This window comes from Enterobacter sp. MGH 38 (assembly GCF_000492855.1).
GTDB lineage: Bacteria > Pseudomonadota > Gammaproteobacteria > Enterobacterales > Enterobacteriaceae > Enterobacter > Enterobacter hormaechei_C.
In genome coordinates this window covers 2,172,508-2,185,903 of sequence record NZ_KI535608.1, presented here as the reverse complement: position 1 = coordinate 2,185,903, position 13,396 = coordinate 2,172,508, and the positions used below count along the sequence as shown (strand labels likewise).

The 13,396-nt window shown below is 59.2% G+C and carries 12 protein-coding genes; 6 read left to right on the top strand and 6 right to left on the bottom strand.

Annotated elements, in window-relative coordinates:
• Positions 1-2 precede the first annotated feature (2 nt).
• Entirely contained in the window at positions 3-983 is a 981-nt protein-coding gene (locus L384_RS01345; RefSeq protein ID WP_023324993.1) for a Bug family tripartite tricarboxylate transporter substrate binding protein, read from the bottom strand.
• A 152-nt stretch (positions 984-1,135) separates the two neighbouring features.
• On the opposite strand from L384_RS01345, the gene tctD reads away from it, so the two are divergent.
• From tctD to L384_RS01365, 4 genes are all read left to right on the top strand, one after another.
• The gene (gene tctD / locus L384_RS01350) at positions 1,136-1,810 is read left to right on the top strand and encodes a transcriptional regulator TctD (protein ID WP_017693014.1); all 675 of its coding nucleotides are present in this window, start codon (positions 1,136-1,138) and stop codon (positions 1,808-1,810) included.
• Complete coding sequence (locus L384_RS01355) at positions 1,797-3,206, top strand: sensor histidine kinase (RefSeq protein ID WP_023324992.1); 1,410 nt, start codon at positions 1,797-1,799, stop codon at positions 3,204-3,206. Before tctD ends, L384_RS01355 begins: the two co-directional genes overlap by 14 nt.
• 129 nt (positions 3,207-3,335) lie before the next feature.
• A complete protein-coding gene (locus L384_RS01360; protein WP_023324991.1) occupies positions 3,336-3,878 on the top strand; it encodes a YfaZ family outer membrane protein in 543 nt (180 codons plus the stop codon).
• A 94-nt stretch (positions 3,879-3,972) separates the two neighbouring features.
• A complete protein-coding gene (locus L384_RS01365) occupies positions 3,973-5,172 on the top strand; it encodes a nicotinamide mononucleotide deamidase-related protein YfaY (RefSeq protein WP_023314573.1) in 1,200 nt (399 codons plus the stop codon).
• A gap of 31 nt (positions 5,173-5,203) precedes the next feature.
• On the opposite strand, the gene glpC is transcribed toward L384_RS01365, so the two are convergent.
• Genes glpC through glpA form a run of 3 tightly spaced genes read right to left on the bottom strand, consistent with a single transcriptional unit; the run spans position 5,204 to position 9,226 of the window.
• Positions 5,204-6,394, bottom strand: a complete 1,191-nt coding sequence (gene glpC / locus L384_RS01370; RefSeq protein ID WP_023324990.1) for an anaerobic glycerol-3-phosphate dehydrogenase subunit GlpC — start codon at positions 6,392-6,394, stop codon at positions 5,204-5,206.
• Positions 6,391-7,608 carry a glycerol-3-phosphate dehydrogenase subunit GlpB gene (gene glpB, locus L384_RS01375; RefSeq protein WP_023324989.1) on the bottom strand — a complete coding sequence of 406 codons (1,218 nt, stop codon included), beginning with the start codon at positions 7,606-7,608 and terminating at the stop codon, positions 6,391-6,393. Before glpB ends, glpC begins: the two co-directional genes overlap by 4 nt.
• A complete protein-coding gene (gene glpA / locus L384_RS01380) occupies positions 7,598-9,226 on the bottom strand; it encodes an anaerobic glycerol-3-phosphate dehydrogenase subunit A (protein ID WP_015572285.1) in 1,629 nt (542 codons plus the stop codon). The genes glpB and glpA overlap by 11 nt, the downstream gene beginning before the upstream one ends.
• A 250-nt stretch (positions 9,227-9,476) precedes the next feature.
• On the opposite strand from glpA, the gene glpT reads away from it, so the two are divergent.
• Together glpT and glpQ are read left to right on the top strand one after the other, a co-directional pair.
• A complete protein-coding gene (gene glpT / locus L384_RS01385) occupies positions 9,477-10,829 on the top strand; it encodes a glycerol-3-phosphate transporter (RefSeq protein ID WP_003859423.1) in 1,353 nt (450 codons plus the stop codon).
• An 11-nt stretch (positions 10,830-10,840) separates the two neighbouring features.
• Positions 10,841-11,893 (top strand): glycerophosphodiester phosphodiesterase, encoded by a 1,053-nt coding sequence (gene glpQ / locus L384_RS01390; protein WP_023324988.1) that lies wholly within the window; start codon positions 10,841-10,843, stop codon positions 11,891-11,893.
• Between the two features lie 23 nt (positions 11,894-11,916).
• Here glpQ and yfaE read toward each other — a convergent pair whose 3' ends face one another.
• Positions 11,917-12,171, bottom strand: coding sequence for a class I ribonucleotide reductase maintenance protein YfaE (yfaE, locus tag L384_RS01395; protein ID WP_023324987.1), 255 nt, complete (start codon positions 12,169-12,171; stop codon positions 11,917-11,919).
• Complete coding sequence (gene nrdB, locus L384_RS01400) at positions 12,171-13,301, bottom strand: class Ia ribonucleoside-diphosphate reductase subunit beta (RefSeq protein ID WP_023314567.1); 1,131 nt, start codon at positions 13,299-13,301, stop codon at positions 12,171-12,173. Before nrdB ends, yfaE begins: the two co-directional genes overlap by 1 nt.
• Between the last annotated feature and the right edge of the window lie 95 nt (positions 13,302-13,396).

Below are 13,396 nucleotides of genomic sequence, written 5' to 3'. Positions count from 1 at the left end.
GGTTATTTCGCCAGACCAAAGGCTTTCGCCTGTACGCGGTAGTCATTCACCTGTTTTTTGACATACTCGTCCAGCTGCTTGCCGTTCAGGTTGAACTCAAACAGCCCGCGCAGATCGCGCTGTTTTTTGAACTCCTCGGTTTGCTGAAGTTTTGCGAAGGTATCCACCCACCACTGGTATTCGGCGTCGGTCACTTTTGGCCCGACGAAGAAGCCGCGGATGATCGGCCAGACCAGGTTATAACCCTGCTCTTTGGCGGTTGGGACGTCTGCCAGCTGGCCCGGCAGACGGTTTTCTGAGAAGACCGCCAGCACGCGGATCTTATCCCCGCTCAGGTAGGGCACCATTTCGCTGAGATCGCCCGATACCGCCTGGACGTGATTGCCCATCAGCGCCGTCACCGGCTCGCCGCCGCCTTCAAAGGCCACGTAACGCATCTTGTGCGGATCCACTTTGGCCTGCTGCGCCAGCAGCGCGGCTTTCATCCAGTCCTGGCTGCCAATAGAGGCGCCCGCGCCAATGACCACGCTGTTCGGATCTTTTTCCATGGCGGTCAGCAGATCTTTGAGGGATTTCCACGGAGAGTCCGCGCGCACGGCGATCATGCCGTAATCGGTGCCTACGGTGGCGAGCCAGCGCACGTCGTCCACGTCATAACGGCCAAATTTCCCCTGTGACAGATTCAGCAGCGAACCGCCGGAGAAGGCCACCACTGTGCCCGCTTCGGCAGGGCGCTGGGCGACGATGGCGTTATAGGCTACCGCGCCCACGCCGCCGGGCATGTAGGTAACGCGCATCGGTTTCTCAATGGCCTTCGTCTCCAGCAGGCTGACCTGAATCAGCTTACAGGTCAGGTCGAAGCCGCCGCCGGGTTTGGCCGGGGCGATACATTCGGTACGGGATGGCGCGTCCTGCGCCTGGACGACAGAGGCACTCAACAGCAATACGCTTGCAGCAAGGGTAGAAAGTAATTGTTTTTTCATCGTTTATCCTCACGCCGGAGAACCGGGAGTACGGGTACGGGTGTCTTTTTTCTGATTATGTGAACCACCTTGTAGCGGTTCCGTTGCGTGATTGTTAAAACAATAACCTTTCATTTCCCTTTCACTGCGACACCAACTTTACAGGATGTGATATGCGTCTCTTACTGGCGGAAGATAATCGTGAGCTGGCTCACTGGCTGGAAAAAGCGCTGGTACAAAACGGATTTGCCGTGGATTGCGTCAACGATGGACGGGCGGCCGATCATCTTTTGCAGGGAGAAAACTATGCCGTCGCGATCCTTGATATCGGCATGCCCGGTTTCGACGGGCTGGAGGTGGTGCATCGGCTGAGAAAGCGCGGGCAGACGTTGCCCGTGCTGTTTCTTACCGCCCGCAGCAACGTGGCAGACAGGGTTAAGGGGCTGAATGCCGGGGCGGATGACTACCTGCCGAAACCGTTCGAGCTGGAGGAGCTTGATGCCCGCCTGCGTGCGCTGCTGCGCCGCAGTGAAGGGCGAACCCAGGAGCGCCAGCGGCTGGGAGAGCTGGAGTACGATGATGAAGGCTTTTTTCTGCTGCGCGATGAACCCCTTTCCCTCACGCCGCGCGAACTCTCTTTGCTGAAGGTGCTGATGCACCGTCGGACCCGTCCCGTCTCCCGGCAACAGCTTTTCGACCAGGTGTTCAGCCTGAACGACGACGTCAGCCCCGAGAGCATCGATCTCTATATTCACCGTCTGCGTAAGAAGCTGACCGGCAGCGGCGTGCGGATCACCACCCTCCGGGGGCTGGGCTACGTGCTGGAGTGCGGCGATGAAGTGGGTTAAGCCGCAGTCGCTTTACCTGCAACTTATGCTTTTTCTGGGTTTGCCGCTGCTGCTGTTATGGGGGCTGTCAGCCTTTAACAGCTACGTTAGCGCGCTACAGGCGGCGACGCAGGCCTATGACCGCACGCTGTTATCCTCGGCGCGCACGGTGTCAGAGCGGCTGGTGGTGCACAACGGCAAGCTCCAGGTGAACGTGCCGTGGGTCGTGCTCGACAGCTTCGAGCTGAACATGAACGATCGCCTCTACTACAAGGTCGTGGACCCTGACGGGCGGACGATCTCCGGCTATGACGATCTGCCGAATATGCCCCCCTCCACGTCGCGCACCTCCCACTATCCGGCGCTGGCGTGGTTTTATCATACCGAGTATCGCGGGCAGGCGATCCGCGTGGCGAAGCTGCTCCAGCCGGTTAACGAGGAGAGTGTGTTCGGCATGGCGGAAATCTACGTCGCCGAAACGTTGCAGTCGCGGCGCTATCTGGCCACTCAGCTGCTGTTTTCCTCGCTCGTGTCGCAGGGGCTGCTGGTGCTGCTGACGCTGGTCCTGACCGCGTGGCTGCTGCGTCGCGTGCTGCGCCCGATGCGGCAGCTCTCTTCGCTGATGGTGCGCCGTGAGCCCGGGCTACTGGCCCCGCTGCCGGAGCTGCTGCCCTGGTCGGAAACGCGGCTGCTGATTGTGGCATTTAACCGCTATATCGACAGGTTACGCGGCGTGCTTTCGCGACAGGCGCGCTTTAATGCTGACGCCTCACACCAGCTCAAAACGCCGCTGGCGGTGCTGAAAACCCAGGTATCGGTTGCCCTGACGCGTAACGATCCGGCCCTGTGGCAGGAGAGCTTACGGGCGATGAACGTCACGCTGGATAACACCATCGTGCTGACGGAAAGGCTGTTGCAGCTTTCAGCGGTGAAGCGAAAAGAGCAGGGGGAGCGACAGTTTGCCCCTGTCGATCTGGTGCAGGTGGTGCAAAACTGCTGCTTTTCCCGGCTGGCGCAGGCGCGCAGCAAGGGTATCGATCTCGGTTATGACGGCGTACAGCAGCCGGTAATGATTGAGGGTGATGACGTGCTGCTGGGTGAACTCTGCGCCAACCTGCTGGAGAACGCGATCAAATACACGCCGGAGCAGGGCATCGTGACGGTGTACCTGCGCACGGCTAACGATGCCGTTGAGCTGAGCGTGGAGGACAGCGGACCGGGTATTGCTGAAGACCAGATCTCCCAGGCCATGCTGCCGTTTCATCGTCTGGAAAACGTGGGTGATGCCGCCGGGTCCGGCATTGGCCTGGCGCTGGCTAACGATATTGCCCGCCTGCACCGCAGCCATCTTCAGCTGATGCCCAGTGAAAATCTGGGTGGGCTGAGCGTGAAAATGCGCTTTCTGATGCTGATATAAATGCCGATATTATCAAATCGTTACAAACTAATTGCCTGCCGCACGTGGAGTCCATTGATCACACAGGCAGGCAGGTTAAAATCTCGCGGTTTTTGGACATCTCTGAATAAATTGTGCGGGATCACGACAATGAAAAAAGTGGCATTAATGGGCTTAGGCGGCCTGATGTTTGTTTCAGCAGCGGCAAACGCAATTTCCTTCAACGGCTCGGCGGGACAAGATTATACCCATCTGGGCTTCGGTCTTGGCACGGACAGCGCAGGCCTGGCAATGACCGGCGGCTGGACGCATAACGACGACGACGGCGATGCGGCAAGCCTGGGCCTCGGCTTCAACGTGCCGTTGGGTCCCTTCCTGGCGACCGTCGGCGGTAAAGGCATTTACACCAACCCGAACGACGGCGACGAAGGCTACGCGGCGGCAGTGGGCGGCGGCTTGCAGTGGAAAATTGGCGACAGCTTTGGCCTGTTCGGTGAGTACTACTACTCTCCTGATTCCCTCTCCAGCGGCATCGACAGCTATCAGGAAGCTAACGCCGGCGCGCGCTGGACCATCATGCGTCCAATCACCATCGAAGCGGGTTATCGCTATCTGAACCTGGCCGGTAAAGACGGCAACCGCGACAACGCCCTGGCAGACGGCCCGTACGTTGGCGTTAGCGCCGGTTTCTAATCCTCTCGGCGCGGCGTTCAGTCGCGCCAGTTTCTCTCTTCCCCCGGTCTTTGATTGCGCTATAGTGTTTTGACCATTGAAATGGGAGAACACAATGATAAACGTGGAAATGTTATCCACTGGCGACGAAGTGCTTCATGGGCAAATCATTGATACCAATGCCGCCTGGCTCGCCGATCTCTTCTTTGAGCAAGGATTACCGTTAACGCGCCGCAACACCGTAGGTGACAACCTTGAGTCGCTGGTCAACGTTCTGCGCGAGCGCAGCGAACGCTGCGACGTGCTGATTGTGAACGGCGGGCTGGGACCTACCAGCGACGATCTCAGCGCGCTGGCCGCCGCCACGGCCAAAGGCGAAGGCCTGGTCCTGCACGAGGCGTGGCTGGCGCAGATGGAGCGCTTTTTCTCCGGGCGTGGCCGCGTGATGGCCCCCAGCAACCGCAAGCAGGCTGAAATTCCCGCCAGCGCGGAACTGATTGATAACCCGGTCGGCACCGCCTGCGGGTTTGCCGTTCAGTTGAACCGCTGCCTGATGTTCTTCACTCCGGGCGTGCCGTCGGAATTTAAAGTGATGGTCGAGCAGCAGATCCTGCCGCGCCTGCGCGCGCGCTTTACGCTGCCTGAACCGCCGCTGTGCCTGCGTCTGACCACCTTTGGTCGCTCGGAAAGCGATCTCGCTCAGAGCCTCGATCACCTGCAACTGCCTCCCGGCGTGTCGATGGGCTATCGCTCCTCCATGCCGATTATTGAACTGAAGCTGACCGGACCGGCGTCAGAGAAAGCCGCTATGCTGGCACTGTGGCCGGAAGTGCGGCGCGTCGCCGGGGAAAGCCTGATTTTCGAAGGCACGAAAGGGCTGCCGGCGCAGATCGCAGCGCATTTGCAGTCCCGCCAGCTGAGCGTGACGTTAAGCGAGCAGTTTACCGGTGGGCTTCTGGCGCTTCAGCTTACCCGGGCGGGTGCGCCGCTGCTGGCCAGTGAAGTGGTGCCGTTCCAGCAGGAGACGCTGGCGCAGACGGCGCGCTGGGCATCCGAGCGCAGAGTGAAGCATTTCGCCGGACTGGCGCTGTTTGTGGGCGGGCTGGATGAGGAGCACCTCAACTTTGCCCTGGCAACGCCGGAAGGAACGCACGCCCTGCGCGTCAGGATGAGCATTACCCGCCACAGCCTGGCCGTACGTCAGGAGGTGTGCGCGATGATGGCGCTGAACATGCTGCGCCGCTGGCTGAACGGGAAAGAGGTCGCCAGTGAGCACGGCTGGATCAACGTCGTGGAATCGCTGTTCGTAGAGTGAGAGTGTGCCGGGGCAGTGTCCCCGGCAACGGTTACGCCAGCGCTTTTGCCAGCAAGGTAATGGGATGTTCACAGCGTTTGCTGGTGGACATCTCGATCTGCCACTTGCAGGTTTCACAGTCCGTCACCACGATATCTGCGCCGCTCTCTTCAATCTGCCGGAACAGCGGCGCGCCAATGGCCTGTGACGTTGGGTAGTTTTCACGCTTGAATCCGTAGGTGCCAGCGATGCCGCAGCAGCGTGAGTCCAGCACCGTCAGCTCCAGCCCCGGGATCAGCCGCAGCAGCTCAAGCGTATAGATCGACCAGCCCATCTTCTCCATATGACATGGCGTGTGATATACCACCTTCAGCGGCAATTTGCCCAGCGGTAACGTCTGCCCGCTGTCCAGTTTGCGCCAGAGAAAACGGGTCGCCAGCTCAATGTGCTCGCGCAGGCCGGTGTTATCCACATCCAGCAGATGCGGATATTCATCGCGCAGCGTGAAGGTACAGGTTGACGACGTCGCCAGTACCGGTATCCCTTTGTCGACGATCGCCTCACGTAAAGAGGTGACGTTGCTGCTCGCCTGCTTGCGCGCTTTGTCGATGAAACCGTTGGCAATCAGCGGAACGCCGCAGCACTTTTCTTTGCTCAGCAGCTGAACGCCCGTCCCCATGGCGTTCAGCACTTTCAGCAGGTCTTTTCCCAGCTGCGGATGGTTGTAGTTCACGTAGCAGCCGTGGAAGAAGGCGACCTGCTCAGCGAACTGCGCCTGTTCTGCCGCCACGGATTTATACCAGCGGCGGAAGGTGCCGTGAGAATATTTCGGCAGACTGCGGTGATGGTCGATTTTGAGCGTCGCATCCAGCAGCCTGCGCACCGGCTTCAGGGCGGTGGCGGCATTGACGACCGGCGCGAAAGGCGTCGAGAGGCTGCCCATTAGATCGGTGTGGCTCAGTATCGCGTCACGCAGCGTCGGTTTTTGCGTACTGTAGCGGGCGCGGGCGCGCTGGATGATATCGCCTATTTTCACGTCCGACGGGCAGGCAACTTCGCAGCGTTTGCAGTTGATGCAGTATTTCAGCGCCTCGTCGTAGAGCGCGCCATCCTTCAGGCGCAGACGCTCCCCGTCGGGACCGGCCTGTTTCGGGCCGGGATAGCGCGGATCGACGCCGCTGACCGGGCAAACCGTGGTGCAGACCGTGCATTTGATACAGCTTTCAAATGGGGTGTCGTTCATTGTGCTCCCTCCCTGCGCTGGATAATCTGCTCCGCGACATGCAGCGCAGTGACGGCGCAGACGCCGCCACCGCAGCCCTGCGCCACGGGATCGTACCCGCCCAGAACCGAGCCGATGGCGTAAAGATTTTCAACCGGTTCACCGCCCAGCCGCGGGCGCAGTTGGCTGTCGACGATCACGCCGAACTGCTGCCAGGGCTGCGGGGTGAAGAAATCGCTTTGATACCAGTCCGCGCGGGAAGCGCTTTGCCGGACATCCAGCCCGAGTATTGCCTCACGCACGCCATCCCGGCTGCTCAGCAGACCGTTACTGAAGAAACTGCCGCTTGCCAGCACCGTATAGCGTGCGCGAAGCGGGATGTCGCCGTGGTTGCGGGTCCAGATATCGCTTACCGCGCCCTCAACCAGGGTGATTTTTTTCACTTCGTCGCCTGCCATCCAGACGCCACCCTGGGCGACAAACTGACGCTGAAGCTGGGTATGCAGACGAATGCCGGGCACGGAAGGGGGGAGCGTCGGCAGTAAACCGAGCGTACAGGGCAGGCGCGCCGAGAGCCAGCGCCAGAGCCGGTTGTCCGTTAAGCCAAAACAGGCGGGCATAAACAGGGCGTCGCAGGTCTCGCCGAGCGGTTGAAGCGCCGCGTACAGCTGCGGCCAGTAACTTTCATTATCCAGCAGGCGGGCAATGTTCACCGCACGAAACTCGCTGGGGTTTTCGCGCAGCACGTCGAGCTCGGGGAGATCAATCTCCGCTGTATCCACCTGAACACCCTGCTGTCTGAGAGACGCGGCGGCCAGATGTGGCTGGAAATCAAGGAAACCGCTGATCCCCACCACCCGCACGCGCTCGGCAGCGATGGGAGCGACAGGCACCTCTTCCGGGCTAAGCCAGGCGGCGCGCAGGGTGCCGAGTGGCGTGACGCGCTGATGGTTTTGCTCGGCGTCACCCTGCATGCGTGCGCCGCAGGCAGTGAGCAGGTGTTCGGTTTCGCAGGCAAAGCGGGCCATATTCTCTGCGCCCGTCAGGCGGTAGGGATGTTCAGGCGGCAGATCGGCGAACGATAGCGCGCCCAGTAAATCCAGCGAGCCGGAGGAGAAGTGCAGAGCACTCTGACCGCGAGTGACAATGGCGCAGCGCAGACCCCGCTGCGTCAGTTTGAGGCCGCACAGCAGGCCCGCCAGCCCCCCACCCACAATCACGGTATCAAATTTCATGGTTGTGCTCCTTCTCCAGACCGCAAAGCCCCTGATAGACCCAGCGGGTAAATTCGCTTTCGCGCAGGGCATCGCCCCAGGCGACGGGCTGAATGCCTTTCCAGCGCTCGTTTAAAAAATCGCTGAGTTGGGCAAGCGACTGGGTTGACGTGGTGGCGTGAAAACGTTGCAGCAGCCCGGCGGCACGGCAGGCGCATAGCTCCCCCTGACAGGTGCCCATCCCGACGCGCGTGCGGCGGCGTAAATCGAGCAGGTTGTTCACCGTCAGGTTTTCCACGGCATACTGCACCTCGCCTGCGGTCACGGCTTCGCATTCGCACACCAGGCTGCGGCTGAGTCGCCCTTCACCGAGCCAGGTCGGGGTGCGGTCGCCGTGGCGGTAAATCGCCGAACCGCGAAGCGGGGCAGGGAGTGAAATGATTTTGTGCAGCGTTTTTTCTGTCGATTGCTGCGAGCCGGGCAGGGCCTGTTCCGCCGTCACGCACGGCGCGGTGTTGCCGAGCTTACGGCAGACGGCATCGGTGGCCCACTGGGCCATCAGCCGGTAGGTCATCAGCTTGCCGCCGGTAATGGTGATAAATCCGTCCATGCCGTCACGTTCGGCGTGATCGAGCAGTACGATGCCGCGGCTGACGTTACGCCCGCTCGGATCGTTATCGCTGGCGACGAGGGGACGCACGCCCGCGTAGGCACGCAGAATACGCGTCTGCGCCATCACCGGGGCCAGCTTTTCCCCTTCGCGCAGCAGGATATCCACCTCTTCAGCGGTGACGCGGTTGTAATCAATTTCGCTGTAGTCCACATGCATTGAGGTCGTGCCGATTAACGAAATGGTGTCCCCCGGCACGAGGATATCGGCGTCAGACGGTTTACGGCAGCGGTTGATGACATGGTTATTGATGCGGTGGTCGAGGATCAGCAGCGAGCCTTTCGCCGGGAACATGCGCACCGACAGGTCCGCGTATTCCGCGATGCGCTGGCCCCAGATCCCCGCCGCGTTGACCACGACGGCGGCATACAGCTCGCGGTGTTCGTTGTACTGCGCATCAAACACGCGCACTCCGCGCACGGTATTCCCTTCGCGAATAAGCCCGGTGACGTGATGCCCGGTCAGGATCTGGGCGCCATGTTCCCGCGCGTCGAGCATATTGGCGGCGGTCAGGCGGAAAGGATCAACGGTTCCGTCCGGTACTTTTACCGCGCCCAGTAACGCCGGGTTTACCGAGGGTTCAAGACGGCGCGCCTGCGCAGGATCGATCGCCTCGGCCTGAATGCCTGCCGCCGTGCAGGCGGTGATAAAGGTTTGCTGAAAGCCGAGGTCGTCTTCTGGAAGGGTGATAAAAAGACCGTTGGTCGGTTCAACGCAGTGGCGGGCGATGCGCCTGAGGATCTGGTTTTCAGCGATACACTCGCGCGCTGACTCAGCGTCAGTGACCGCATAGCGGGCGCCGCTGTGCAACAGACCGTGGTTACGTCCCGTCGCGCCGGTGGCGATATCGTGGCGTTCCAGAAGCGTGACGCTCAATCCCCGCAGGGCGCAGTCGCGTGCGATGCCGGCACCCGTCGCGCCACCGCCAATGATAATCACATCGCTGAAGCGTGGATCGTGAATTGTCATTGCCTTTCCTCTATGTTCGTTTTTTTGCATTTAGCCACATTGATCGTGTGGTTTGTTTGATTTCGAACATAAACGCGCGAAATTCGAAAGTGAAACGTGATTTCATGCGCTTTTTTGCGCATTCTGTCATATTTCTGTAACAATCTGTGCGTTGATTCACAGTAACATTCACCGTGATTTCTTAACATCGCCGCCTCTGTAGCCGGGCGCGAGATGCCCGGTCATTTTTTGAAAGGCCACGGAGGCTGTTATGCTCAGTATCTTTAAACCTGCGCCACATCGTGCGCGACTGCCAGAGGCAGAGATTGATCCTCTCTACCGCCGTCTGCGTTGGCAAATCTTCCTCGGGATCTTCTTCGGGTATGCGGCGTACTATCTGGTACGTAAAAACTTTGCGCTCGCCATGCCGTACCTGGTGGAGCAGGGCTTCTCTCGCGGCGATCTGGGATTTGCGCTGTCGGGGATCTCCATCGCGTACGGTTTTTCAAAGTTCATTATGGGGTCGGTGTCGGATCGTTCGAATCCGCGCGTGTTCCTGCCCGCCGGTCTGATCCTCGCGGCAGCGGTGATGCTGTTCATGGGCTTTGTGCCGTGGGCGACCTCAAGCATTGCCATCATGTTCGTGCTGCTGTTCCTCTGCGGCTGGTTCCAGGGGATGGGATGGCCGCCATGCGGACGCACCATGGTTCACTGGTGGTCACAGAAAGAGCGTGGTGGAATTGTATCGGTCTGGAACTGTGCGCATAACGTCGGGGGCGGGCTTCCGCCGCTGCTGTTCCTGCTGGGGATGGCCTGGTTCAACGACTGGCACGCGGCGCTCTATATGCCTGCCTTTGGCGCCATTCTGGTGGCGATTATCGCCTTCGCTCTGATGCGCGACACCCCACAGTCCTGCGGCCTGCCGCCGATTGAAGAGTACAAAAATGACTATCCGGATGATTACAGCGAGAAGCACGAAGAAGAGCTGACCGCGAAGCAAATCTTCATGAAGTACGTGCTGCCGAACAAGCTGCTGTGGTACATCGCGGTGGCGAACGTGTTTGTCTACCTGCTGCGTTACGGCATCCTCGACTGGTCCCCGACTTACCTGAAAGAGGTGAAGCATTTCGCGCTGGATAAATCTTCCTGGGCCTATTTCCTGTATGAATACGCGGGCATTCCCGGCACGCTGATCTGCGGCTGGATGTCGGACAAAGTGTTTAAGGGCAACCGTGGGGCAACGGGCGTGTTCTTTATGACGCTGGTGACCATCGCGACGGTCGTTTACTGGCTTAACCCGCCGGGTAATCCGGGTGTGGATATGGCCTGTATGATCGTCATCGGCTTCCTGATTTATGGTCCGGTTATGCTGATCGGCCTGCACGCGCTGGAGCTGGCACCGAAGAAAGCGGCAGGCACGGCTGCGGGCTTTACCGGTCTGTTCGGCTATCTCGGCGGTTCGGTCGCGGCGAGCGCCATTGTGGGCTATACCGTTGACTTCTTCGGCTGGGACGGCGGCTTTATGGTGATGATCGGCGGAAGCGTGCTGGCGGTACTGCTGCTGGTTGTTGTGATGATTGGTGAAAAACGTCACCACGCCGAAGTGCTGGCGCGTCGTCAATAAGGAGCATTGCGATGAAATTAACTCAGTTAGCAACCGGCCTGCTGCTGGCGGGCCTGATGACAGGCTCCGCGCTGGCGGCGGATAAAATCGTTATCGCCCACCGTGGCGCCAGCGGTTATCTGCCGGAGCATACGCTGCCGGCAAAAGCGATGGCCTATGCCCAGGGCGCGGATTATCTGGAGCAGGATCTGGTGATGACGAAGGACGACCAGCTGGTCGTCCTGCACGACCATTATCTTGACCGCGTGACGGACGTGGCAGAGCGTTTCCCGGATCGCGCCCGTAAAGATGGTCGCTACTACGCTATCGACTTCACGCTGGCGGAGATCCGCTCCCTGAAGTTCACCGAAGGCTTCGAGATTGAAAACGGCAAGAAGGTGCAGGTCTATCCGGGACGTTTCCCGATGGGCAAATCTGACTTCCGGATCCATACCTTCCAGGAAGAGATTGAGTTTGTTCAGGGACTGAACCACTCCACCGGTAAAAACATCGGCATCTACCCGGAAATCAAAGCCCCATGGTTCCACCATCAGGAAGGGAAGGACATTGCCGCGAAGACGCTGGAGGTACTGAAAAAGTACGGCTACACCAGCAAGCAGGATAAGGTTTTCCTGCAGTGTTTTGACGCCGCCGAGCTGAAGCGCATCAAAACCGAGCTGGAGCCGAAGATGGGGATGGATCTCAATCTGGTGCAGCTGATTGCCTATACCGACTGGAATGAAACCCAGGAGAAACAGCCGGACGGGAAGTGGATGAATTACAGCTACGACTGGATGTTCAAGCCGGGCGCGATGAAGCAGATTGCGCAGTACGCTGACGGCATCGGGCCGGATTATCACATGCTGGTGGCGGAAGGCTCAACGCCTGGGCACGTGAAGCTGACGGCGATGGTGAAAGAGGCGCACGCCAGCAAGATGCAGGTGCATCCGTACACGGTGCGTGCCGATCAGCTGCCGCCATATGCCACCGATGTGAATCAGCTTTACGAGGTGTTGTATAAGCAGGCGGACGTGGACGGGCTGTTTACGGATTTCCCGGATAAAGCGGTGACGTTCTTAAAATAGAAAAAGGGCCGTAAGGCCCTTTTTTACATCTCGATCTCAATATCGCCTTTTGCCCGGCAGCAGCAGGGCAAAATTTCCCCTTCATTGATAAAGGCCAGCGGTTCGGTCAGCCAGTCCACCTGGCCTGCGACCAGACGGCAGCGGCACGAACCGCAATAGCCTTCACGACACTGGTACTCTACCTCCACCTGATGCGCTTCAAGCGCCACCAGCAGAGAAGGATGCTCTTCCTGGCACAACACCTCTGTACCAGAAAGGCTCAGCGTTACGCGGCTCATCAGAGCTGGAAGTCGCTCAGGTCGTCGGTGTTGACTTCAGAATCAATCTGACCGACCAGATAAGAACTCACTTCCACTTCCTGCGGCGCAACCTGCACGTTATCGGACACCAGCCAGGTATTGATCCACGGAATTGGGTTAGAGCGCGTCTGGAATGGCAGATCGAGACCCACAGCCTGCATGCGGATGTTAGTGATGTACTCCACGTACTGGCACAGAATGTCTTTGTTCAGGCCAATCATGGAGCCGTCGCGGAACAGGTAGTCTGCCCACTCTTTCTCCTGCTGGGCGGCCTGCAAGAACAGGTCGTAGCACTCCTGTTTGCACTCTTCGGCGATTTCCGCCATCTCCGGGTCGTCCGCACCGCTGCGCAGCAGGTTCAGCATGTGCTGGGTACCGGTCAGGTGCAGGGCTTCGTCACGGGCGATCAGACGGATAATTTTGGCGTTACCTTCCATCAGCTTGCGCTCGGCAAACGCGAAGGAGCAGGCGAAGCTCACGTAGAAGCGGATTGCTTCCAGCGCGTTGACGCTCATCAGGCACAGATAGAGCTGCTTTTTCAGGGCCCGCAGGTTTACGGTAACGGTTTTGCCGTTCACGTTATGCGTGCCTTCGCCCAGCAGATGCCAGTAGCTGGTCATCTCGATCAGCTCGTCGTAGTAGTGCGCAATGCCTTCGGCGCGCTTCTGGATCTGTTCGTTGGTGACGATATCGTCAAACACCACCGCCGGATCGTTCACAATGTTGCGGATGATGTGGGTGTAAGAGCGGGAGTGGATCGTCTCGGAGAACGCCCAGGTTTCTACCCAGGTTTCCAGCTCAGGAATCGAGATTAGCGGCAGCAGCGCCACGTTCGGACTACGTCCCTGAATGGAGTCCAGCAGCGTCTGGTACTTCAGGTTGCTGAGGAAGATGTGCTTTTCGTGTTCCGGCAGCGCCTGGAAATCGATACGGTCGCGGGAAACGTCAACTTCTTCCGGACGCCAGAAGAAGGAGAGTTGCTTTTCAATCAGCTTTTCGAAGATGTCATATTTTTGCTGATCGTAGCGTGCCACGTTGACCGGCTGGCCGAAGAACATCGGCTCTTTGAGCTGGTCGTTTTTCGTCTGTGAAAAGGTGGTATATGCCATTGCGGTGAGTCCTGTGGTGTTATTTCCCCTCACCCCGGCCCTCTCTCACAGGGAGAGGGGGAAAGAGTTCCCTCTCCCTGTGGGAGAGGGTTAGG

Bases quoted from the DNA above. Each gene is read 5' to 3' on its own strand.
- glpB (WP_023324989.1), bottom strand. From the start codon at position 7,608: ATGAAATTTGATACCGTGATTGTGGGTGGGGGGCTGGCGGGCCTGCTG.
- L384_RS01355 (WP_023324992.1), top strand. From the start codon at position 1,797: ATGAAGTGGGTTAAGCCGCAGTCGCTTTACCTGCAACTTATGCTTTTT.
- yfaE (WP_023324987.1), bottom strand. From the start codon at position 12,171: ATGAGCCGCGTAACGCTGAGCCTTTCTGGTACAGAGGTGTTGTGCCAG.
- nrdB (WP_023314567.1), bottom strand. From the start codon at position 13,301: ATGGCATATACCACCTTTTCACAGACGAAAAACGACCAGCTCAAAGAG.
- tctD (WP_017693014.1), top strand. From the start codon at position 1,136: ATGCGTCTCTTACTGGCGGAAGATAATCGTGAGCTGGCTCACTGGCTG.
- glpQ (WP_023324988.1), top strand. From the start codon at position 10,841: ATGAAATTAACTCAGTTAGCAACCGGCCTGCTGCTGGCGGGCCTGATG.
- L384_RS01360 (WP_023324991.1), top strand. From the start codon at position 3,336: ATGAAAAAAGTGGCATTAATGGGCTTAGGCGGCCTGATGTTTGTTTCA.
- glpT (WP_003859423.1), top strand. From the start codon at position 9,477: ATGCTCAGTATCTTTAAACCTGCGCCACATCGTGCGCGACTGCCAGAG.
- glpA (WP_015572285.1), bottom strand. From the start codon at position 9,226: ATGACAATTCACGATCCACGCTTCAGCGATGTGATTATCATTGGCGGT.
- L384_RS01365 (WP_023314573.1), top strand. From the start codon at position 3,973: ATGATAAACGTGGAAATGTTATCCACTGGCGACGAAGTGCTTCATGGG.
- glpC (WP_023324990.1), bottom strand. From the start codon at position 6,394: ATGAACGACACCCCATTTGAAAGCTGTATCAAATGCACGGTCTGCACC.
- L384_RS01345 (WP_023324993.1), bottom strand. From the start codon at position 983: ATGAAAAAACAATTACTTTCTACCCTTGCTGCAAGCGTATTGCTGTTG.